The sequence below is a fragment of the Crocosphaera chwakensis CCY0110 genome (assembly GCF_000169335.1).
In the GTDB taxonomy this organism is placed as follows: Bacteria; Cyanobacteriota; Cyanobacteriia; order Cyanobacteriales; family Microcystaceae; genus Crocosphaera; species Crocosphaera chwakensis.
In genome coordinates, this window is sequence record NZ_AAXW01000073.1 from 1 (window position 1) to 22,072 (window position 22,072).

General features: G+C 37.5%; 16 protein-coding genes and 1 pseudogene. 7 read left to right on the plus strand and 10 right to left on the minus strand.

Features of this window, described 5'->3' with window-relative positions; all coding sequences use genetic code 11:
• On the minus strand, positions 1-2,225 hold a 2,225-nt coding region (locus CY0110_RS24300; RefSeq protein WP_008278263.1), incomplete at its 3' end, for an efflux RND transporter permease subunit.
• Positions 2,226-2,403: 178 nt separating this feature from the next.
• On the opposite strand from CY0110_RS24300, the gene CY0110_RS24305 reads away from it, so the two are divergent.
• Both CY0110_RS24305 and CY0110_RS24310 read left to right on the plus strand, forming a co-directional pair.
• Positions 2,404-2,973 carry a Uma2 family endonuclease gene (locus CY0110_RS24305; protein WP_008278264.1) on the plus strand — a complete coding sequence of 190 codons (570 nt, stop codon included), beginning with the start codon at positions 2,404-2,406 and terminating at the stop codon, positions 2,971-2,973.
• Positions 2,974-3,483: 510 nt separating this feature from the next.
• Positions 3,484-5,370 carry a DNA-directed RNA polymerase subunit gamma gene (locus CY0110_RS24310; RefSeq protein WP_008278265.1) on the plus strand — a complete coding sequence of 629 codons (1,887 nt, stop codon included), beginning with the start codon at positions 3,484-3,486 and terminating at the stop codon, positions 5,368-5,370.
• A gap of 66 nt (positions 5,371-5,436) precedes the next feature.
• On the opposite strand, the gene CY0110_RS24315 is transcribed toward CY0110_RS24310, so the two are convergent.
• The 5 genes and pseudogenes from CY0110_RS24315 to CY0110_RS24335 form a co-directional block, all read right to left on the minus strand.
• The gene (locus CY0110_RS24315) at positions 5,437-5,820 is read right to left on the minus strand and encodes a hypothetical protein (RefSeq protein WP_008278266.1); all 384 of its coding nucleotides are present in this window, start codon (positions 5,818-5,820) and stop codon (positions 5,437-5,439) included.
• A 211-nt stretch (positions 5,821-6,031) separates the two neighbouring features.
• Complete coding sequence (locus CY0110_RS28125; RefSeq protein WP_008278267.1) at positions 6,032-6,388, minus strand: glycine zipper family protein; 357 nt, start codon at positions 6,386-6,388, stop codon at positions 6,032-6,034.
• 19 nt (positions 6,389-6,407) lie between these two features.
• On the minus strand, positions 6,408-6,722 hold the full coding sequence (locus CY0110_RS24325) for an HdeA/HdeB family chaperone (protein ID WP_198139257.1): 315 nt from the start codon (positions 6,720-6,722) through the stop codon (positions 6,408-6,410).
• Positions 6,723-7,224: 502 nt separating this feature from the next.
• A pseudogene (locus tag CY0110_RS31690) lies at positions 7,225-7,416 on the minus strand (helix-turn-helix domain-containing protein); the annotation flags it as partial.
• A gap of 80 nt (positions 7,417-7,496) precedes the next feature.
• A complete protein-coding gene (locus tag CY0110_RS24335; RefSeq protein ID WP_008278270.1) occupies positions 7,497-8,366 on the minus strand; it encodes a cyanophycinase in 870 nt (289 codons plus the stop codon).
• Between the two features lie 302 nt (positions 8,367-8,668).
• Here CY0110_RS24335 and CY0110_RS24340 point away from each other — a divergent pair, with 302 nt between their 5' ends.
• Complete coding sequence (locus CY0110_RS24340) at positions 8,669-10,585, plus strand: ATP-binding protein (protein ID WP_008278271.1); 1,917 nt, start codon at positions 8,669-8,671, stop codon at positions 10,583-10,585.
• A gap of 126 nt (positions 10,586-10,711) precedes the next feature.
• A complete protein-coding gene (locus CY0110_RS24345) occupies positions 10,712-10,894 on the plus strand; it encodes a hypothetical protein (RefSeq protein WP_008278272.1) in 183 nt (60 codons plus the stop codon).
• Positions 10,895-10,941: 47 nt separating this feature from the next.
• Here CY0110_RS24345 and CY0110_RS24350 read toward each other — a convergent pair whose 3' ends face one another.
• From CY0110_RS24350 to CY0110_RS24365, 4 genes are all read right to left on the minus strand, one after another.
• Positions 10,942-12,186: a BaiN/RdsA family NAD(P)/FAD-dependent oxidoreductase gene (locus tag CY0110_RS24350; RefSeq protein ID WP_035800577.1), complete on the minus strand. Its 1,245-nt coding sequence runs from the start codon at positions 12,184-12,186 to the stop codon at positions 10,942-10,944.
• 98 nt (positions 12,187-12,284) lie between these two features.
• Positions 12,285-14,012 (minus strand): diflavin flavoprotein, encoded by a 1,728-nt coding sequence (locus CY0110_RS24355; protein WP_008278274.1) that lies wholly within the window; start codon positions 14,010-14,012, stop codon positions 12,285-12,287.
• 104 nt (positions 14,013-14,116) lie between these two features.
• The gene (locus CY0110_RS24360; protein ID WP_008278275.1) at positions 14,117-14,653 is read right to left on the minus strand and encodes a phosphate-starvation-inducible PsiE family protein; all 537 of its coding nucleotides are present in this window, start codon (positions 14,651-14,653) and stop codon (positions 14,117-14,119) included.
• 99 nt (positions 14,654-14,752) lie between these two features.
• Positions 14,753-16,483, minus strand: a complete 1,731-nt coding sequence (locus CY0110_RS24365; protein ID WP_008278276.1) for a diflavin flavoprotein — start codon at positions 16,481-16,483, stop codon at positions 14,753-14,755.
• Positions 16,484-16,735: 252 nt separating this feature from the next.
• On the opposite strand from CY0110_RS24365, the gene CY0110_RS24370 reads away from it, so the two are divergent.
• From CY0110_RS24370 to CY0110_RS24380, 3 genes are all read left to right on the plus strand, one after another.
• Entirely contained in the window at positions 16,736-18,121 is a 1,386-nt protein-coding gene (locus CY0110_RS24370; protein ID WP_008278277.1) for a cytochrome P450, read from the plus strand.
• 25 nt (positions 18,122-18,146) lie between these two features.
• Positions 18,147-21,137, plus strand: a complete 2,991-nt coding sequence (locus CY0110_RS24375) for a UPF0182 family protein (protein ID WP_008278278.1) — start codon at positions 18,147-18,149, stop codon at positions 21,135-21,137.
• 109 nt (positions 21,138-21,246) lie between these two features.
• Positions 21,247-21,831, plus strand: a complete 585-nt coding sequence (locus CY0110_RS24380; RefSeq protein ID WP_008278279.1) for a DUF924 family protein — start codon at positions 21,247-21,249, stop codon at positions 21,829-21,831.
• The last annotated feature ends 241 nt before the right edge of the window (positions 21,832-22,072 follow it).

A 22,072-nucleotide genomic window follows, 5' to 3' on the forward strand; every position in this document is an offset into this window, starting at 1 on the left:
GGTTGACGAGGATCACCATCAGGACTAAATTGTGCTAAAGTTGCCTTTTCTCCTAATACTTTTAAAACAGTTTCTCCTGCTTCATCTAAACTATTTTGATCATTTCCTTGTAGAATTAAATCAATATCAGCACGTCTGACGGGGGAGTTATTTAAGATTAAGCCTCTTACACCATCAGGAAAGAGTCGTAAACGAATATCAACTAAATTTAATTTCTCAAATTCTTGACTTACTCTATCAATGTAGGCTTGGATATTTGTTCCTGATTTAAGAGTAATATTACTCGAACCTCTTAACACATTTTCAGTCGTATTTGAGCCAAATAAATAACCCCCCGATGTACTAAAAACAAATTGAGTTTCTGGCTGTTGCAGAAAAATATCTTCTGTAATTTTCATTACTTCACGATTGGTTTCTAGGGATGTATTTGGAGGAAATTGAGCAATTAACTGAGCTTGTCCAGTATTAATACTTGGCAAAATTTCTTGAGGAACTTGTTTCGCTAAATTCAAACTACTTCCGCCTAAAACCACAAAAGCAATAATAACGACTAGCCAGCGTAACTTAAGAAGTTTTGATAGTAACCAGCCATATCCTTTTGTTAACTGCTTAAACCCTTGATTAAACCAATATAAAGGCCAGAATTTATGTAACCCACTAGACCAACGAATAGATAATAATCTTGAGGTTAACATCGGGACAACCGTTAAAGCTACTAAAATAGAAGCAGCGACCGCAAAACTAATGGTTAAAATTAATTCATTAAATAGTAAAGAAATAAAGCCTCCAATCATCAAAAAAGGCAATACAGCCACTAAGTTTGTGCTAGTTGAGGCAATTAAAGCTGATTCTACCGTTTGACTACTATTAATTGATTGATTAATTAAGTTTTGAGAAGTTAAACGACTTTTGCTTTTTTTTCCTGGAACAATGCCCACACCATCAGCAATGGTTTCTAACATAACAATGGAGTTATCCACCACAATACCTACCCCTAATGCTAATCCCCCTAAACTAAAAACATTGAGAGATAAGCCAAATATTTTCATTAAAATAACTGCACCTAAAGTAGCCAAAGGAATAGAGACAACGATAATAAAAGTTTGACGTAATGATCCCAAGAATAAGAGAACAGCAAACGCAGCTAACCCTGTACCAATTAATCCAGAATTAATAACATTTTGGATAGAATTTTTAATAAAAATTGATTCATCTAACGTTGTTACCAGAGTCATATCGTTAGTAATAATATTACTCTGGGTTAAGTTTTGGATCTTCTCTTTTACCCTGTCCACTACTTCGATGGTGTTAGCATCAGGTTGTTTTTGCACACTCAGTTTAACCGCAGGACTGCCATTCAAAGAAACAAATATTCTTTGGTCTTGTGTACCATCAATAACCTCAGCAAAATCTCGTAAATAAACCCGTGGTGATGCTCCATTTTCTTCATTACTATTCACTGCAAAAGATAAATTACGAATTTCTTCTGCTGTCTTAAATCTTCCCACTGCACGGGTTAAGGGCTCCCCATTTTCTCCTAATAAACGTCCGCCTGCTACATCTTGGTTTCTCTCTTCCAACTCATCTAAAACATCCCGTAAACCTATCCCTAATGCTTGTAAACGATCTAAATCAATATCAACCTTAACTTCCTCTTCAACACCCCCTGAAACATCTACAGAGGCAACCCCAGGAATCACGGTTAACTCTCTGGCTAATTCTTCATCAGCAAACACTCTTAAATCTACATCTTTTTTAATAGATGAAGTTAAGGCAAACTCATACACTGGTAATTGAGAGGGATCATATTTAAACAGACGAGGCGGTTCTAAATTATCAGGTAAGTTATTGCTAGCACGATTTAAGGCTGCTGTGGCATCATTTAACGATTGATCAATATCTCCACCTACTCTAAAATAGAGGTCTAACCTCACACGATTTTCACGGGTTTGAGAGTAAACCTGTTCAACACCTTCCGTTGCTGATAACGCTTGTTCAAGGGGTCTAGTAATTTCGTCAATGGCAACTTCTGGGGCAATACCAGGAGTTTCAATACGGACACCAATGCGAGGATAAGTAATAGAAGGAAGTAAGTCAACCTGAATAGTGGTAACAAAAAAGATCCCCACTATCATTACTGCTAAAGTTAACATTAATGTGCCAATATGTTGACGAATAGCTAGGCCACTAATACCAAGACGGGAAGGTTTAAATTTAGCATTCATAAGGTAAAAAATGTGAGAAAATTACTCTTTACAAAACACAATGGATTAATACTTTCAAAAGCGATTAATCTATCTGTAGATCAAGACAAAAATATTAATGGTACAATTATAACAGCATAGTTAAAATTTGTAGGCTTAAGGAAAATTCAAAAGTCAAAAAAATGCCTATTTAAGAACGATGATTGTAGCAAAAGAGCAATTCCCCGTATTAACGCCTGAAGAATACTTTATTTGGGAAGAAAAACAACTAGAGAAACACGAATATATCAACGGTCAAATTTATGTCATGACTGGTGGTACAGTTAATCATGGTCGCATAGCTATCCGTTTTACAGCTATGTTTGAGACACATTTAGAGAATACTAACTGTATAATAGGGAATTCTGACATAAAAATAAAAATGGCTAACACTCATAATTATAGTTATCCAGATGCCAGTGTTACCTGTGATAATAGAGATAAAAACACCCATGATTATATTACTTATCCCTGCTTAATTGTCGAAGTGTTATCAGATAGTACAGAAGCCTATGACAGAGGAAAAAAATTTAGAATGTATCGTCAAAACCCTATTTTACAAGATTATTTATTAGTTAGTTCTACCCGTATCGAAATTGATTTATATCATAAGAATAAAGTAGGAGAATGGATTATTATTAATTACCAAGAAGGAGACACTATAGAACTTAAAAGTATAAACCTTAGTTTTCCTATCGAGCAAGTTTACCGTAATCTTTCACTCAACTAGAATAATATTTTTATACTACTCTAATAAAAAACCTCGGCGCATCACCGAGGTATTCTAGGAGAACTCAATATCAATGGGAGATACCGAAATCACACGATTTTAGATCGCAAACAAAGCCTGTGTAAATTAAGATTTTGTTTACTGTCCCTATATTAAGTAATGTAACAATAATGTTAAATCTTGTCAACAAACTCTTGACAAAAAGCTGTTTGGGTTAGCAGCAGAGCCATTTTACAGTTATGATATTGATCTAGGTAACCAAAAAAGTGTATGATCGCATATTACTTAAATAATTAAACCTCAAGAGTCTTGATTGATTTCAGGACTTATCCTATTGTTGTGCCGTCCAACTACCTACTTTTAAAGATATAGATACTGATCGAGCCAGCCCTATCTCACCTTTTCTTCTCGTTGCTATGTCTCTCCAATGTAACCACTGAGACATTGAGCAACTTTCGCCAAAAACAGATGAAAATCAATCGTTTTTCCTATTGTTGAGAACCATCAAACATGAAACCAGCACAAGATACAAGATTCGACTATGTAAAAATTGGGTTAGCTTCCCCCGAACGTGTTCGTCAATGGGGAGAGAGAACCCTGCCGAATGGGGTTGTTGTCGGAGAAGTGACCAAACCCGAAACCATCAACTACAGGACATTAAAACCGGAGATGGACGGACTATTTTGTGAGCGAATTTTTGGTCCGTCGAAAGACTGGGAATGTTGGTGTGGTAAATATAAACGGGTTCGTCACCGAGGTATTGTCTGTGAACGCTGTGGGGTAGAAGTTACCGAGTCCCGTGTCCGTCGTCATCGTATGGGCTACATCAAGTTAGCAGCTCCTGTCACTCATGTCTGGTATCTCAAAGGGATTCCTAGTTACATGAGTATTTTACTGGATATGGCCTTACGGGACGTAGAACAAATTGTTTACTTTAACGCCTATGTGGTGTTAGATCCAGGAAATGCCAGTAATTTAAGTTATAAGCAACTCTTAACCGAAGATCAATGGATTGAAATTGAAGATCAGATTTATGCCGAAGATTCTGACTTATATGGCATAGAAGTGGGCATCGGCGCAGAAGCCATCCAACGGTTGCTGCAAGAAATGAACCTAGAAGAGATTGCCGAAACTTTGCGGGAAGAAATCGCCCAAAGTAAAGGACAGAAGCGAGCTAAACTCATTAAACGCCTACGAGTCATTGATAACTTTATCGCTACAGGTTCACTACCTGCATGGATGGTATTAGACGTTATCCCCGTTATTCCCCCAGATTTACGCCCGATGGTACAGTTAGATGGGGGTCGTTTTGCCACCTCAGACCTCAATGACCTCTATCGACGGGTAATTAACCGTAATAACCGTTTAGCCCGTTTACAAGAGATTCTCGCCCCGGAAATCATTGTCCGTAACGAAAAACGGATGCTACAAGAAGCAGTAGACGCTTTAATTGATAACGGAAGACGGGGACGTACGGTTGTCGGGGCTAATAATCGTCCCTTGAAATCCTTATCCGATATTATTGAAGGGAAACAAGGGCGTTTTCGTCAAAACCTTTTAGGAAAACGGGTGGACTACTCCGGCCGTTCTGTGATTGTAGTGGGGCCAAAACTGAAGATTTATCAATGTGGTTTACCCCGTGAAATGGCGATCGAGTTATTCCAACCCTTCGTTATTCATCGTCTCATTCGTTTAGGATTAGTCAATAATATCAAAGCGGCCAAAAAACTGATTGTTAAAGGCGACCCCAGCGTTTGGAATGTGTTAGAAGAAGTAATTACGGGACACCCTGTATTACTGAACCGCGCCCCAACTCTACACCGTTTAGGGATTCAATCTTTTGAACCTATTTTAGTCGAAGGTCGTGCCATTCAGTTACATCCTTTGGTTTGTCCGGCGTTTAACGCTGACTTTGACGGAGACCAAATGGCCGTTCATGTTCCCTTATCTTTAGAGTCTCAAGCAGAAGCGAGATTATTGATGTTAGCGTGTCATAATATCTTGTCTCCTGCAACTGGTAAACCCATTGTTGCTCCTTCTCAGGATATGGTATTAGGGTGTTATTATTTAACTGCAGAAAATCCCCAATCTCAAAAAGGAAGCGGTCGTTATTTTGGCAATATTGACGATGCAGTTAAAGCCTTTGAACATGGACTGGTGGACTTACACGCCTATGTTTGGTTACGTTCAGAAGATCCCAACGAGGAAGTGGTCACCGATAAGCCTGATAATGAGGTCTTAAAAACAGAAACCCTAGACGATGGTAGTGTTATTAAACATTATCGAGAACGTCGCGTGAGGGAAATCGACGGTGAAGCGGTTTCTCAGTTTATTCGGACTACCCCTGGACGGATTATTTACAACAAAACTATCCAAGATGCTCTAACCGTAGCCTAAAAAGCAAGGGATGATATTGATAAGTTTGGTAGAAGTTTTCACTTTTACCAAACTTTTTACTTATAACTAAGACTCACAAGCCATACGTAAAGCTCCAATAAGCCACGAACTAGGGCGAGGTTCAAGCCCACTGGCACTATCGAGTGCATTTTGCCAGCCATATCCTTCTGCTTCGTACTGTTCCATATTGCCCTTCATCGCTATGAGATTCTTCGTTATGTTTGAACGACTTGTGCCTAAGACAGACAAAAGTTTATCTGTGTTTTCAGCCTTTGGCATAGCAGTGATTATTTGACAAATTTCTTGAGAACTTAGGGACATTGGGGTAAGAGCTTGGCCAGGAAATACTGTCGAACAGAGAATAGTCATTGCGATCATCAGAGCAATGGGAACGCCTATAAATGCTATTGGTAATTGATAAAAAATTCTCTTGTTATGATTGGTTTTCATTGTTTTTCTTCAACATATTTCCGAGAAATTTGAATTTCTTACACTTATCTTGAATACTTTGATGAAGCTTTGAATAGGTCAGTCCCATTTTTACAGGGGTATTGGTAAATGTGGGCAAAGCGAATAGAATTATACTTTTATCAAATAAATTTGTAAGATTGAAAGCAGTTATCAGTTATCTGTGGCTGATAACTGCTATATTTATAATTGTTCACTGTTCATATCTCGATAAACAATCATCTAACGCATATTCATAAGCAGCGCGACGATCTTCGATGTAAGCATTTTCATCAGACTGTCTTGCCACAGAAGCAACGGAACCCACTGCAGCACCGATCGCTGCTCCCTCCCCTGCATCTCCTGCGATCGCTCCCCAAAAGGAACCATGCAAGGCTCCCCGACTAGCTCCCCTTAGTAACCCACCCCGACGCTTGCGAGGCACTTCTCCGTAGTATCCTGTTTGACGTTGGGCTAAATTAACACAATATTCGTAACGATCTTGAGCCTTAACGGGAAGTAAGCTAAAACTAAGGCTTAAGAGAGATAAAACAGCAAAAGAATATTTCATAAGACTTCTAATATTATTGTTAAATAGATTCGATGGCTGAAAAAATAGTCATGTCAGGATCTTCAACGCAAACATCCATTAACTGTTCGGTAGCTGCTTGCATTTTTTCAGAGTCAAACTCTAAATTATTTTCTTTTCCTGCAACAAACCCCCAGTACATCATCAGTACAGCCATGCGATCAAAATTATTAGCATCTAACAAGTTTTTACAAGTCACTTCTGATAAGTTAAAGCGGGTAACAGTGGGTGTTTCTGTTTGGGCTAAAGCATTGCCCGAAAATCCCACAAATAAGCTCAGCACGATAATCAAAGGTTTCCAGTTGAATTTGAACATTGGTAACATTTTTTTTCTGATTCAAACAGCAATGGGTAAATTCAGTTAGAGTATAAACCAATTTCAGGGTAAGCTGTTGTGCATTTAAACCAGATATTCAAGTTTTTAGTACAAACGCTCAAACTTTTCTCCCACGCTCCCCTCTCCCTGCTCCCATGCAGTCTCAACTAGCACTTTAAATGATGAATAGCTTAGTCATTCAAGGGGGTATGTCTTAATTCATAATTAAACAAGACAAACGTATCAAAAATATGGGCAAATCTAATATGACCGAAATTTTATTTTTTTTACTCTTTTACAGTTTCCTTTTATCATATTATGAGAAACTTTCAGCTTTTCCTTTAATTTATATCTTGACAAACTAAAAGCCATAGCTGTATCTCTTTATAACTATTAAATCTGCCTGGATCACGTAACTCTTTTTCTATTTTCACTACAGTTTCTTTGTCTAATATCTTACGTGGTTGGATAAGCTGGGGGAACCCCAGCATCCCCCACGCGCTTTTTTTGGTCTCCCTGTTTTTGGATGTTCTTCTAGAAGTTTAGGTATTCCTCCTGTTTTATCTAACTTAAGCCAATGGTGGATTGTTGATTCAGAACGTCCCATAATGACAGCTAAATATCTGACCGTTTCTGCCACCTTTGTTTTGAGGAGATAGAGACTTTGTACTTTAGCATGATTGAGAGAGGTTAAAGTTACTAAATCCTTGGTTTTATGAACATGGTTTGGAACTTTGTCTTGTCAGGTGCAAGATGTGAGTTTTACAAGAGCGCTTATTGCCTTGCGCTACGAGCTATACACTCTCGTTGTTTGAGATTAAAACGATAGCCATAAGTTAAGATATGTAGCTTGGCACCACAAATTGCTAATGCCTCATCTTGTAAAGATTGGTCAAGATTACTGTGACTGATATTAGAAACATCGACAATGGTTACCGAACCTTCTCCAACAATATCGACTTCATCGCCATTAACAGCGATCGCGGTATTTTCATCAATACCAAATCCTAAAGGCACTGACTGTTGCATCAAAGCTGAAACAAATCTACCAATTCTTCCTCGTTGAGAAAAATGTTGATCAATGGCAACATTAGGTAAAAAGCCCATCCCAGGTTCAAGAACAACGCTGTCAATCGTTGGATGAGTAGTGCTATCTCCTTCGACAATCATCATTTCTGACATCATCGCTGCTCCTGCGCTGGTACCAGCAATCACTAACCCTTGAGCAAATTTTTTATGTAATAATTTGTCAATTTCTGAATCTTTAAGTAATTCGGTAATGCGCGACTGATCGCCTCCTGTAAAGAATACGCCGGTTGCGTTATCGATAACTTCTAAATCTTTGGGATTATCCCCGTCTTCTCGTCTTTCGGTATCGACGATATCGACTAGCTCAGCTCCTAAATTTTCAAAAATATATCGATAATCGTGGCCAACTTCTCCTGGTAAACTGGTTGCGACAGTCATAATGACAATTCTCGCTTCTCTACCGCCAGCACGACGCACGAACTCTCTTAATATTGTGCAGTCTCCTTCTTTATCTTCTGCACCACCGATAATAATTAATTGTCCTGTTGACGATTTTACAGCAGAATCCTTTGATTCAGAGCTGTCACTGTTTTGAGTTTCAACTGCAACGACCATAAAACCCTACTACTTATTTTAAGTGTAATTGATTAATTCCAATAAAACATATTTTTATATGCTTTGTATTATCTCTAAAGATAGATTTTAAGGTAAAGTCAAGCATAATAGCTTAATAAAGTGACATATTGTCGTGATCCCCAAAACAAACTTAAAATTTTTAAAATAAATATTAACCCTTAAAAATAGCTTTTCTTAAATAAATTTGGATAAAAAAGAAAAACCAATCTTGAGATAGATTTAGCTAAAAGCTAATTTCGAGTAAACTAAACAGCATTGATATCAAAAAAGCCAAACATCCAATGTTAATCGAGACGAGTGAACTAATTCGCGTTAATGCTAGAAAAAGCGATATTTTTGACGTATTTAACGTTAGAGAATTTATTGGTGCTAATCCTTATTTAAACAAAGCTGCTTTAGTCTTCGATTTAGGGTTGACGGGATACGATCGTCCTTTACCCATCGAAGATTATTTAGAGGTGATAGGGGATCACTATCCTCGGCTTGCAGACCAGAAATATGACTCTCATAGCGAATTGTTTGCTCATACGGTAGCCCAAGTTAACCAGTTAGACATGGGTTTACATTTTCATCAATGGAGCGTCACAGAACAACCCGATAGAGATTTCAGCAGAATTGCGATTGAATCCCTGCATCTTCGCACCACTAGAGAAGTCGTTTACTCAGTTTGGGATTGGTTTGAAGCGATTGAAAGAAAAGAGGATTACGATCTAAAGACTCAAATTACTGCTTTACAACAAGTATTTCGTAACTCCGTTTATGGAGGGCCAACGGTTTATGCGTTACTCAAATCAGCATACCATAAAGAAATTCCGACGTTTTATCTGTGGGATGAAGGCTTAATGCAGTATGGCTACGGTAAGCGACAAATTAGAGGTGTCGCAACCACCTTTGATGTTGATAGTCATTTAGATTCTGATTTTACCACCCAAAAAGACTACTGCAAGCGGTTTTTAGCTGAATTAGGGTTTCCTGTTCCCCAAGGAGATATCGTTAACTCCCTAGAAGAAGCAAGAGAAACTGCGACTAACATTGGTTATCCTGTGGCCGTTAAACCCGTCGCCGGCCATAAAGGTATTGGCGTAACCGCAGATGTACAAGATCAACAAGAACTAGAAACAGCTTATCAAAGAGCCGTTCTAAGTATCCCAGAAGAGGGCAGCAAAGCGGTTATTGTCGAAAATAGTATCAAAGGACAAGATTATCGTTTACTCTGCGTTAACGGTCGTTTTGTGGCAGCTACGGAACGTAAGCCAGCGTCTGTCGTAGGTAATGGACGGGCGACTTTACGAGAATTAATTGATCGGGAAAATCATTCTGTTCAACGTAGCGATACACCCACTTCACCCATGGGAAAAATTCATACCGATGAGGCAATGGATCGTTATTTAGAAGAACAAGGATTAGATTTGGAGACGGTAATTGAAAGCGATCGCCAAGTTTATTTACGCAAAGTGGCTAATCTCTCTTCTGGTGGTTTTAGTATCGATGCCACCCCAAGCGTCCATTCAGATAATATTATTTTAGCTCAGGATATTGCCCAACATTTTCGTCTGACTTGTCTTGGAATAGATGTAATCACGGCTGATATTTCTCAGTCTTGGAAAGAAAGTGATTTTGGTATTATCGAAATTAACGCAGCACCAGGGGTTTATATGCACCTTAATCCTGCTATTGGTGAACCCGTCGATGTTACTTCTCGTATTTTAGAAACCTTTTTTAGTTCTAATGAGAATGCCCGTATTCCCATTATCAGTTTTAATCGTGTAAGTTTACGCGAGTTACAAAGATTAAGCGATCGCATTTTAATGTCTCATCCCGATTGGACAATTGGGGCAGTCTGTCGGGAGGGAATTTTAATTAATCGTGCGGAAAAACCTCTCAACCGTCATTACAATACCAACGTTCGCAATTTATTACGGAATCCTAAGTTAGATTTACTGATTGCTGAATATGAGGAAAGAGTTTTAGAGGCAGAAGGAATGTTTTATTATGGTAGCAACATGGTGGTCTTAGATAATCCCAGTGATGTAGAAATGATGTTAACTAGAGATGTTTTTAATGATTCTAGTATCGTTATCAAACAAGACCAGCAAATTACCATTAAACGTCAAGGTTTATTAGAGCAATATGAATTAGAATCGGGTGAATTATTAGAGCAAGTTTATTTAAAAGAGGTTGCGACAATTTTAGATTAAATCTGCACTAACCATCATGTCAAGAGAAAGTGCGATCGCCCTAAGAAAAAAAGTCAACAGCCTAACAAAATAGAACAATAATTAGGCAAAATATAAGTGTAACTTTGTTTGAGGTACTGTGTTATTATGTTTCCTTTCTTTCCATTTTGGGGTAATCCTTGCTGTGGTTATGAAACCACATCAGATAAAGAATACAAAGAACGTAAGCTTAAATTTCTCAAAATGATGAGAGATAGCTTAGAAACAAGATTAGCTGGAGTTGATGCTGCTATTGAAACAATAGAACGTCAAATCTCTCAAGATAGATAACCTAACAACTAAGATAGGGTTCACCTCAAGATGAACCCTATTCTAAGCTATAAGGATTTACTTAAAGCCATTCCTGCTAACCAACCCGTAGTCCAAGCACTTTGAAAATTAAATCCCCCAGTTACTCCGTCTATGTCTAAAATTTCTCCAGCGAAATATAAATTAGGACAAATTTTACTTTCCATTGTGGTAAAATTAACTTCTTTTAGCTTTACCCCTCCACAAGTCACAAATTCATCTTTAAAAACCCCTTTACCCAAAATTTGATACTTGCTTTGAGAGAGTTCTTGAGCTAGTTTAATAATATCTTTTTTAGACACTTCAGACCAGTTTTTGTTGGTGTCAATATCAACAAACTCTAGCAGTCTTTGCCAGAGTCTTTTCGGTAAAGGTAGAGGACAAAAAGAACTAATCTGCTGACGAGATTGATTATTTTTATTTTTAATTTCTAGCAATTTGTCCTTAACTTGCTCAGGAGTTTGAGGAAAAAGCCAGTTAATTGATAGTAATATTTTATAGTTATTTTCTGCTAAAATTTTCGCTCCGAATGCTGATAATTTAAGCACACCAAAACCACTAATTCCCCAATGGGTAATAAGTAAAGAACCTAACTGTTGCGGTTGCTGCTTTTTTCCCTTCCCCAACAATTTTAACCCGACTTGATCAACCGCAACTCCTTCTAGTCCTTGCAAACGGACATCTTCAATTTTAAAAGTAAATAAAGAGGGAAGGGGTTTAATAATTTCATGACCTAAAGATTTAGCGATTTGATAACCTTTCGGACTACTACCTGTTGCTAATAAAACTCTCTTAGCTTTCAGAGTTTCTCCGTGTTTTAGTTGAAGTTCAAACTGATTATTTTCTGATTTTAAAGCAACCACTTCCGACTTAACTTTAAGGTCAATTTTAGCTTTTTCTACTTCGTTGATTAAACAATTAACAATGGTTTCTGAATTATCAGTGACAGGAAAAACACGACCATCAGATTCTGTTTTTAAAGGGACTCCTTTCTTCTCAAACCAGTTGATTATATCTCTAGGTTGAAAGCGAGTAAATGCTCCTCGTAACTCTTTACCCCCACGAGGATAATAAGTAACTAATTGTGCCGGATCAAAACAGTGATGAGTGACATTACAACGCCCTCCCCCGGAAATACGAACTTTTTTTAACACTTTTGCGCTTGCTTCAAGTATTGTTATTCGGGTTTGAGGATTATTTTCGGCACAGACAATTGCAGCTAAAAATCCGGCGGCTCCTCCTCCAATGATAATAATATCTGACGAATTGCTCAATATTAAATTACCTATAAAAATTCTTGGTTTAACTAACTTAACCAAGTTATAACATACTGTAAGGTGGGCATTGCCCACCCTACTTGAACAAGATTATGCTAATATTGTTTTCCTGTTTTGCGATGAGCGATCGCCGTTAACCCCTGATCTTCTAATACTTCTCCCTGGTTAACTAAGGCAAACACTAACCAGCGATCGCCGGCTTCGACTCGTTGCTGTACGGTACATTCAAGATAGGCTAAACCTTCTTTTAAAATTAAACAACCATTAGAAGCAGTTTCCGTTTCCAGTTGCTCAAAAGGACTACTATTGGACTCAGAAAAATGTTTCCTAACGTTGCGCCCTTCTTTGAGAATATTGACAATAAAAGAGGTATCTGTTTCAAAATCTCCCTCATTCCATTGTTTTTTATCAATGGCAATCATTAACCCTGGCGGACTAAAGGTAGCTTGCGAGATCCAAGACGTTAAAAACCCTTGATGAGTCTCATTTTCACAAGTAGTAATGACACAGATAGAACCAACAATACGACCGATCGCTTGTTCAGTGCGATCGCTTTGTACCGTAGTTAACCCAGAGGTCACAGGCCCTTGTTTTTGACGTTTTTTCAGGGTTTGAGCAAAATTAGCCCCTGTTTGTTGACAGTTTTCTATAGCAGTGTCATCGGGACTAAAACGAATACGCAACGGGTCAAAACCTAACTTATAATTACCGTCCCGCAATTTTTGGCTGATCAAGTCAACCGCTTCTCCACTCCAGCCATAGGAACCAAATACTCCCGCTAACTTGGTTTTACTAGCCGTTCCTAAGACAATACCTAAAGCGGTTTCAATTTGTACCGGCGCATGACCTCCCAAGGTTGGGGAACCAATTAAAAAGCCGTCACAGTTTTGAATGGCGCGGGTAATCTCTTCTGTCGTCGCTGACTCACAATTTATAGATTCGACTCCTACTCCTTGATCCATAATACCTTGAGCGATCGCTTGAGCCATAATGGCCGTATTTCCATAAGCAGAAGCGTATAATAAAACTACTTTCAAATCTTGAGACTGCTGTTGTTGACACCACTGACGATAATCGTAAGTTAAACGACTTAAACTATAGCGAACGATTACCCCATGGCCAGGAGCATAATATCTAGCAGAAAATGGCTCAATTTTATCTAAAATTTCCTCTACTTGTTTCGTTTGCGCTCCATGAAGACAGTCAAAATAGTAACGGCGATCTTCATCTAACCCTTTCCAGTCGTCATCAAAGACAGCATCATGACACAGATGTAAGCCAAATAATTTATCAGTGTAAAGAATACGGGTTTTACTATCATAGGTACACAGTCCATCAGGCCAGCGAGGAGTAGGAATAAAGGTAAACTGTAGGCGATGGCCTTGTCCTAACTCTAAGCTATCTTCTGAACGTACTACCTTAATTTTATCCTTCCACTGGGGAAATGTAGCTTTTAAGGTCTTAGCAGCCGATTTAGAACAAACTAGGGTAATTTGAGGTGCTTTTTCAACCAAAATCCTCAACGTGGCCATACGGTTAGCATTAACATGACCTAAAATGACGTAATCGATCTCAGATAAAGTCAGATGATGCTCTAATTTTTCTAAGAAAATTTCGGTAAAAGACTCTCCTGGGGGATCAAATAAGGCTATTTTGTCAGCTTCAATCAAATAAGCATTGGCTGTTGTGCCTTTACACAAAGCATATTCAACTTCAAATTTTAGACGTTCCCAGGTTCGAGAGCGAAAAATGGTCGTATTTTCGGCAATGTTAGCAATTTGAACATCACGAGGACGGGTTGGAAGACAAGTTGAGGTGAGCATGATTGATATTTAGTGATAATAACTTATAGTAAATGGGAGGAGTCAGGAGTCAGAATAACAAAGCAAAAATCATAGTTACTAACTCCGCACTCCGATTAAAGAGGTTAATTGTTGGATAAAATGGCGTGATTACCATTAGTTTCTGCTTTTTTAGACGTTGCACGTTGTTGATGGCGTTGGGATACAGCGTGTTCGGGATCAATACCATCAAAGGTGGGAGGCAGCCAAACCCGAATCACCATTAACATTCCTAAAACCAGTAAAAAGGCGCAGGTGGCTAATACTTGCGTTGCAGCAATTTCGAGAACACCTCTCACAATAAATTCTCGTAACACTGAGACAATAGCTACTTCTACGGCAACACCGATAGAAATTCGTTGTTCTTTGAGGTAAATAATTAATAAACGGAACAATTCTACCCAAATAAGTAAGGATAAGATATCAGCCGTAACCACTTGAAATTGTACTGGCGGCAACAGAGACAATACCATTGAATACAGTTGCAACACCATAAACGAAAATAGTCCTAAACATAAACAGATAACAATGGCATCTTGAATGACTTCTAGAATGTTGACGATACGGTTGAGGTTAAGCCAACTGTTGCGTTGTGAAGAAGGATGTTTTATGGATTCGTACATGATTGTTTAGTTTTAAAAGGTAAATAATGAGGAGACGAAGAGACAGGAAATAGTAAAAAATCAGGAAATCTTGTGATGATATAACCCTATTGCCTATCTTTAATAATGGGTTCCAACTTTGCGATGATGCACAGCAGTTAAACCGTCAACGTTAGAGACTCGTCCTCGTTGTACGGTGCTATAAATCATCCAGTGATCACCACAGTCGGTTCGACTAATCACTTGACATTCGAGATAAGCTAAAGCATTAGCTAAAATTTGAGACCCATTTTGAGCCGGATAGGTTTTAACCCCTGCAAAGCGATCGGCCCCTGGTGCAAACCGTTTCAGAAAATGCTTCATTAACCCTTGTGCATTTCCTTCTTCGAGGATATTGAGAACAAAGCGATCGCTTGGGTGCATTAAGGACTCGATCGCTCGATCTTTTGACACTGCAATGGCAACTCCCAAGGGTTCTAAACTCGCTTGAATGACCCAAGAGGCTAACATTGAGCCGGCAATTTCCCCTTTATTAGCGGTAATTAAATACAATCCGTTACTAATGCGTCCTAATGCTTTCTCTAGGTCAGAATTAATGTTTTTTAGGTTTTTGATAGAGCGATCGCGGGTTATGCATTGACCCAGATCGGTACCTGCTTCTTCAGCCATTTTCTCGGTGTTAGGGGTTGGCGCACTTTTAACTAAAATAGGAGGAAATCCCTCAGTTACGCCAATTTCTTGCAATTTATTCCGCAAAGGATAAATGGGTTCGTCTTCTCCTCCTCCTGATTCAAATAACCCGATCGCTTGTTTAGGATGAGCAACAGCTAAAATGGTATTAACAATGACCTGAGCGTGATCATCAGCTTGGGAGGGCATTCCTAACACTAACCCTTTGGCTTCATAGACCAGTTGTCGGGTTTCATGGGGATCAGTTGTCGATAAATCAACTAAGTCTATATTAACCTCTGTTTTTTGCAATCCTTGGGCAATATGTCTCGCAATTTCTTCACCATAACCATAGTTTTCGTCATAAAAAATGACAACTAAATTATCGGTTTTTGCTTGTTCTTTACTCCATTGACTGTAATCATTCATCCATTGAGGAATATGATGTTTTAAAATAGGTCCATGTCCGGTGGCAATGGTATTAATTTCTAGCTTATCAATGCGTTTTAAGGCAGCTAAAACAGAACGAGCATTAGGACCCATTAAACAGTCATAGTAGTATTTAAAATCTGCTTGCAATAGGTCGGGTTCTTCATCATAGATATAATCGTCACAATAGTGCATCCCAAATACATCGCAAGTATAAAGAATACTGGTTTTTTGATCATAGGTAAAAATGGTATCCGGCCAATGAAGATTAGGAGCAGAAATAAATTGTAATTCATGGTTTTTTCCTAAATCTAAGCTAGATCCACTCTTAACAATAAGACTATCGAAAGGTTGATGCACCATATTTTCTAAAAATTGTATGGCGACTTTTGACCCCACCACAGTAACATTAGGAGCCAATTTTAAAACATCTTTGACTAACCCACTATGATCTGGTTCCGTATGACTAACAATCAGATAATCAAGGGTTGAAAGATCAATTAAATCTGCTAAACAGTCTAAATATAATTGTCTGAATTTTCCGTGAGATGTATCAACTAATGCAGTTTTTTCTCCTTCTATGATGAAAGAATTGTAAGTGGTTCCGTTTCTTAAACCAAACTCAATATCAAAGCGATCGCGATCCCAATCTAAACAACGAATTGCTGTGGTATCTTCACCAATATTATTCGTTTGTAAGGTCAAACGACTTAATGCTCTTAAATGTGTACTCTGATCCCTGAGCGCAACCATACACTGCTGCCTCCAAATAATTTTTTTACAATACTTAAACTTGCTTGACTCCCATTATGGCCTGCCTACATAGGTTTTGTAAAATGTCAATTCTTTAAGTCTTGCATAAGTATTTTTTATACATAATAAGATAAATGATTACTATTTCTAAGAGTAAGTAAGGAGTAATGGCCATTGACCCTTAGAAAAATTAATAAGTTCGATCAACTACCATAAGAAGAGAAGTATTTGACAACGATAATAATCAGTGTAATGAAAACAATTCCTGGTTCTAAAACCCCTAAGTTGATACAACAATTACAATGGATTTTCAATCCTACTAAGTATCTCAAAACGAATCATCGTCGCTACCCAGATATATTTAAAGCTAAAATAATCGGTTTCGGGGATAAGATGATTCTCACCAGTCGTCCTGAGATCATGCAGTATATTTTGACTCATGATCGCAAGCAGTTTACTTCCCCTAGTGGTTTAAATGCTATATTACGGCCATTGCTTGGGGATTCTTCGGTGCTTATGCTTGACGGCGATCGCCATCGTCAACGTCGTCAGTTAGTGATGCCATCGTTTCACGGGGAACGTCTTAAGGTATATGGTGACTTGACTTGTCGTATTACTGAAGAAGTGATGGCAAAAGTACCCCAAAATCAACCTTTTTTAGCGAGGGAGATCATGCAAGATATCTCCTTAAAAGTGATTATGGAAGCGGTATTCGGAGTAACGGAAGGAAAACGTTATGAACAATTACAAGATCGACTAAAAAAAATGCTTGATCTGTTCAATTCGCCTCTGACTTCTGCTTTTTTATTCTTTCCCTTTTTGCAAAAAGACTTAGGCAGTTGGAGTCCTTGGGGTCACTTTCTTCGTCAACGTCAAGCGATCGATGAGTTAATCTATGCAGAAATTAGCGATCGCAAAGCTCACCCCGATTCGGATCGCACAGATATATTATCCCTTCTTATGTCTGCAAAAGATGAACAAGGCCAAGGGATGAAAGATCAAGAACTCAGAGATGAATTAATGACTCTCTTAACCGCCGGCCACGAAACCACGGCATCAGCTATGGCCTGGGCTTTATATTGGATTCATCATACCCCTGAAGTCAAAGATAAGCTAATCGAGGAGTTAAACACCCTTTCACCCGATGCAGAAGGGATGGATATTTTCCGTCTTCCCTACTTAACCGCAGTCTGTAACGAAACCCTAAGACTATCCCCCTCAGCCATGTTAACTTTTACCAGAGTCGCTCAAGAAAAGGTGGAGGTAGCAGGTTACACTTTTGAACCTGGGGATATGATTATGGGATGTATGTATTTAACTCATCTACGGGAAGATTTATATACTAACCCTGAACAATTTAATCCCCAGAGATTTGTTGATCGTCAATATACTCCCTACGAATTTATTCCTTTTGGTGGGGGTTCTCGTCGTTGTGTTGGGGAAGCGTTAGCACAATTTGAGATCAAATTAGTCATTGCCACAATCATGTCTCAGTATTGCTTAAAATTAGCCGATACTCAACCCGAAAAACAACAAAGACGAGGTGTAACTTTATCCCCTGCTAGAGGGGTAAAAATGATTTTAGAAGGAAAACGCCAACCTCAACCCGTTCGAGAATTGGAATTATCAAGACAATAAAAATATAGTCCCATAACTCCTAATTATGTCTAAATTTTTCAATGCTTCCCTAACCAAATTGCTGACTTTTTTATTAGGTATCGGCTTAATGTTTGAATTAGTGTCTCACCTTATCGTTGAGGGGCTTTGGTTCCAAGAAGTGGGATATTTAAACATCTTTTTTAAGCAATTATTATGGCAGTTAGGGTTATGGGGTATTATTAGTGGTTTTTCGTTATGGTTTTTGTGGGGGAATTTAAGTCAAGCACAACGCTATCAATGGAATTTTATCCCCCAAGTTCCTAGTCAGAATAAGACAAGGCGAAAACAACGTAAAACAAGAAACCCTCAATTAATACCTGATTCTCGTTCTTTTGGCCTTTTATGGTTACTTTTTCTCATTATTGGTTTAGGGGGATTAATAGGATTAATGCTCCTTTATTATATTGATGTAGTTTATAATATTTGGACTCCAGACTTTACCTTGCCTAATATTACCCCGGATCTACCCAATCCTTTCTTTTTCACATCAGTTCCTCAACTCTTATCTCAACTTAAAAATCAGTTATGGAAAGGGGCAATTATAATAACTATTGTTACGATTATTTTTCTTAAAGGTCAGTTCTTCTTAAGAGCAATATCCTTAGTTTTTAGTATAATCTTTGGTTTGGGTTTGTCAGGAAACTGGACAAGAATTGTACAGTATTTTAACCCAACTGATTTTAGAGAACTTGATCCCCAATTTGGTCGAGACATTGGTTTCTATGTTTTTAATTTTCCCTTTTGGAAGTTAATTAATTTTTGGTTAGGCGGATTATTTTTATTAGGATTAATTATTGCAACTTTAACTTATTTATTATCAGCTAATAGTTTATCTCAAGGTAAATTTCCTGGATTTTCTCGCGATCAACTTCGCCATTTATATATTTTAGGCGGTCTTTTGATGTCCATTATCGGACTCTACCATTGGTTAGCCAGATATCAATTATTATACTCGACGCAGGGGGTCGTATTTGGAGCCAGTTATACAGATATTCATTTTTTATTGCCTATCTATACCATAGCAGCTATTACCTCCATGATAATTGCATTATGGTTATTAATTAAGGGAATAACAGGATGGGGACGCTATGCAAAAATGCGTTCATTAAAACGTTCTATTTTTTATAATCTTCCTTTTTCTCCTCTACCATTTATCATCTATTTGGGCATTTTACTTATTTCTTTCTTTGGTCAAAAAACAGTACAAAGTTTAATTGTAGAACCAAATGAATTAGACAGGGAGAGACCTTATATTGAGCGAAATATTGCTTTAACCCGTCGCGCTTTCGATTTAGACAAAATTGAAGTCGAAACCCTCAATGCAACAGGAAACTTAACAGCAGAATCTTTAGATGAAAATCGCCTAACGATTAACAATATTCGTCTTTGGGATTCTCGTCCCCTCTTACAAACGAATCGTCAATTACAACAATTACGACTTTATTATAAGTTTAACGATGCTGATATGGATCGTTATACAATTCCTCTGGAAACTAATGGAAATTTACCGCAAATTGCTAAACAACAGGTATTAATTGCTGCCAGGGAATTAGACTATAATGAAGTCCCCGAACAAGCAAAAACATGGGTTAATAAACACCTAGTTTACACTCATGGTTATGGCTTTACTTTGTCACCAGTTAATCAGGTTGCTCAAGGGGGTTTACCTTTCTATTTTGTTGAAAATATTGGCACAGAAAACAATACAGGAGATTTACAAACTTCTAGTCCTTTGATTCGAGATAGTATACCTATTGATAACCCTAGAATTTACTTCGGAGAGTCAACGAATACTTATATTATGACCAATACCGAAGTAAAAGAATTAGACTATCCCAGTGGCCAAGATAATGTTTATAATATTTATGATGGAAGAGGAGGAATTGAAATAAAAAATTGGGTAAGACGACTCCTATTTGCTGATTATTTAAAAGATTGGCAAATGATATTTACTCAAAATTTTACCCCAAATACTAAATTAATATTTCGTCGTAATATTAATCGTAGAATTAGAATGATTGCCCCTTTTTTGAGGTTTGATCGTGATCCTTATTTAGTAACAGCTAGGGTTAAAAATGATGAAAATAAACCAGAAGAAACTACCCTATATTGGATAATTGATGCTTACACCACTAGCGATCGCTATCCCTATTCAGAACCAGGCGATCGCCCATTTAACTATATTCGTAATTCTGTCAAAATTGTTATTGATGCTTACAATGGTGATGTTAATTTCTACGTGATTGATGAGAGCGATCCCTTGATTCAAACTTGGGATAAAATTTTTCCGAATCTATTTAAACCTTTCTCAGAAATGCCTATTTTTCTTAAGGCTCATATTCGTTATCCTAGGGACTTATATAATACTCAATCAGAGCGTTTATTAATTTATCATATGACCGATCCTCAAGTGTTTTATAATCGAGAGGATCAATGGCGAATTCCTCAAGAAATTTACGGAGAAAATCGGCAACCCATTGAACCCTATTACTTATTAATGAAGCTTACCAGTAATGCACAAGAATTTATGTTATTTAGTGTTTATACTCCTACCAGTCGTAATAATTTAATTGCTGGTTTATTTGCCCGTTCTGATGGTAATAGTTATGGTAGGATGCTGTTATTTGAACTGCCCAAACAAAGAATTATTTATGGTCCTGAGCAAATTGAAGCCTTAATTAATCAAGATCCTGTCATTTCTCAACAAATTTCTCTTTGGAATCGTCAAGGATCGCGAGTTATTCAAGGTAACCTGTTAGTCATTCCTTTTTTCCAAGAGCAATCTTTACTCTATGTTGAACCCTTATATTTAGAAGCTGAAGAAAATAGCTTACCAACCTTAGCAAGAGTTATTGTAGTTTATGAAAATCAAATTGTTATGTCAGAAACCCTAGATCAAGCTTTAACTTCTATTTTTGAACCCGAAAATGTTAATCCTTCTACCATTATTAGAGAAGTTGAGCAACAAGATGAAGTTATTGTCCCTGACAATTAGATTATCTAGACTGATATCTTATATAAGTACATAAAAGCTCAACACCAAAAGGAATAATAAAATACTGCGATATAAATAGTTAATATTAGTTTTATGAGGAACAAAACTATTGGTTGACAATAATAATGTAAAAAAGATTTTAGCATTCTGGTTTGGGAAACCTGAAGACAAAGACTACGGAAAACCTCGAAAATTTTGGTTTATGAAAGATGATTTAATTGATCAACAGATACGCTCACAGTTTTTGTCTATTTATGAACAAGCAGTTACAGAAAAATTAGACGAATGGAAAAATACTCCGTTTAGTTGCTTAGCATTAATTCTTGTTCTTGATCAATTGCCTCGTAATATGTTTCGCAACTCGCCCCAATCATTCGCTACAGATAATCATGGCTTGAAAATTGCTCAATATGCAGTTTCTCAGCACTTTGATCGTCAACTATTGCCTGTACAACGATGGTTTATCTATTTACCTTATGAACATAGTGAAAATTTAATTCATCAACAGCAAGCTATCACTTTGTTTTCAACACTTCAAGATGATCCTGATAGTCAAAGTGCCATAAAATTTGCGACTCGTCATTATCAAATTATTAAACGATTTGGCCGTTTTCCTCACCGAAATAAAATTTTAGGGCGAATTAGTACGCCAGAAGAAATTGATTTTTTAAAGAAGCCTGGATCATCTTTTTAATATTCTCAAATCTTAACTTTTCCTTACAATAAAAAGTAGGTAAATTTCATTAACTTACCTACTTTTAAACTTATTTATTGATGACTAAAACAATTAAATCGCGATACTCTGAGGAATACGAGAAGGCTGTAAATAAACATAAGGGGTTTTACCTTGTTGTTTTAGGTTGTTGTTACGTTCTTTCAACTGACATTCAATCTGCTTTAACTGTTTCTTAAAGTCCTTAAAAGCTTGTTTATCA

Coding starts and splice junctions, on each gene's coding strand:
- CY0110_RS24305 (WP_008278264.1), top strand. CDS start 2,404: ATGATTGTAGCAAAAGAGCAATTCCCCGTATTAACGCCTGAAGAATAC.
- CY0110_RS24310 (WP_008278265.1), top strand. CDS start 3,484: ATGAAACCAGCACAAGATACAAGATTCGACTATGTAAAAATTGGGTTA.
- CY0110_RS24315 (WP_008278266.1), bottom strand. CDS start 5,820: ATGAAAACCAATCATAACAAGAGAATTTTTTATCAATTACCAATAGCA.
- CY0110_RS28125 (WP_008278267.1), bottom strand. CDS start 6,388: ATGAAATATTCTTTTGCTGTTTTATCTCTCTTAAGCCTTAGTTTTAGC.
- CY0110_RS24325 (WP_198139257.1), bottom strand. CDS start 6,722: ATGTTCAAATTCAACTGGAAACCTTTGATTATCGTGCTGAGCTTATTT.
- CY0110_RS24335 (WP_008278270.1), bottom strand. CDS start 8,366: ATGGTCGTTGCAGTTGAAACTCAAAACAGTGACAGCTCTGAATCAAAG.
- CY0110_RS24340 (WP_008278271.1), top strand. CDS start 8,669: ATGTTAATCGAGACGAGTGAACTAATTCGCGTTAATGCTAGAAAAAGC.
- CY0110_RS24345 (WP_008278272.1), top strand. CDS start 10,712: ATGTTTCCTTTCTTTCCATTTTGGGGTAATCCTTGCTGTGGTTATGAA.
- CY0110_RS24355 (WP_008278274.1), bottom strand. CDS start 14,012: ATGCTCACCTCAACTTGTCTTCCAACCCGTCCTCGTGATGTTCAAATT.
- CY0110_RS24360 (WP_008278275.1), bottom strand. CDS start 14,653: ATGTACGAATCCATAAAACATCCTTCTTCACAACGCAACAGTTGGCTT.
- CY0110_RS24365 (WP_008278276.1), bottom strand. CDS start 16,483: ATGGTTGCGCTCAGGGATCAGAGTACACATTTAAGAGCATTAAGTCGT.
- CY0110_RS24370 (WP_008278277.1), top strand. CDS start 16,736: ATGAAAACAATTCCTGGTTCTAAAACCCCTAAGTTGATACAACAATTA.
- CY0110_RS24375 (WP_008278278.1), top strand. CDS start 18,147: ATGTCTAAATTTTTCAATGCTTCCCTAACCAAATTGCTGACTTTTTTA.